Source organism: Silvania confinis, assembly GCF_025564085.1.
GTDB classification, from domain to species: Bacteria; Pseudomonadota; Gammaproteobacteria; order Enterobacterales; family Enterobacteriaceae; genus Enterobacter; species Enterobacter confinis.
Window position 1 is genome coordinate 1 of sequence record NZ_JAMGZJ010000002.1, and the last position, 236, is coordinate 236.

Below are 236 nucleotides of genomic sequence, written 5' to 3' on the forward strand. Positions count from 1 at the left end.
AAGGCGGAAGTGCTGCAGGGGAAATGGTTCACGGACAGCGGCGAGTTACAGCGGGCCTTCGACCACTGGCGGGCAGTCTATAACCTTGAGCGTCCCCACGAGGCGCTGAATATGGCCGTCCCGGCGTCGCGTTATCAGCCGTCGTCACGTCAGTACAGCGACACGGTAACGCCGCCGGAATATGACGATGATGTGCTGGTCAGGAAAGTGGATATCAGCGGGAAACTGAGCATTAA

1 protein-coding gene is annotated in these 236 nt (G+C 58.5%); it reads left to right on the forward strand.

The genetic code is table 11. From position 1 onward, the window contains the following. A partial coding sequence (locus tag M8013_RS00010; RefSeq protein WP_271265808.1) for an integrase core domain-containing protein occupies positions 1–236 on the forward strand: 236 nt, incomplete at both ends.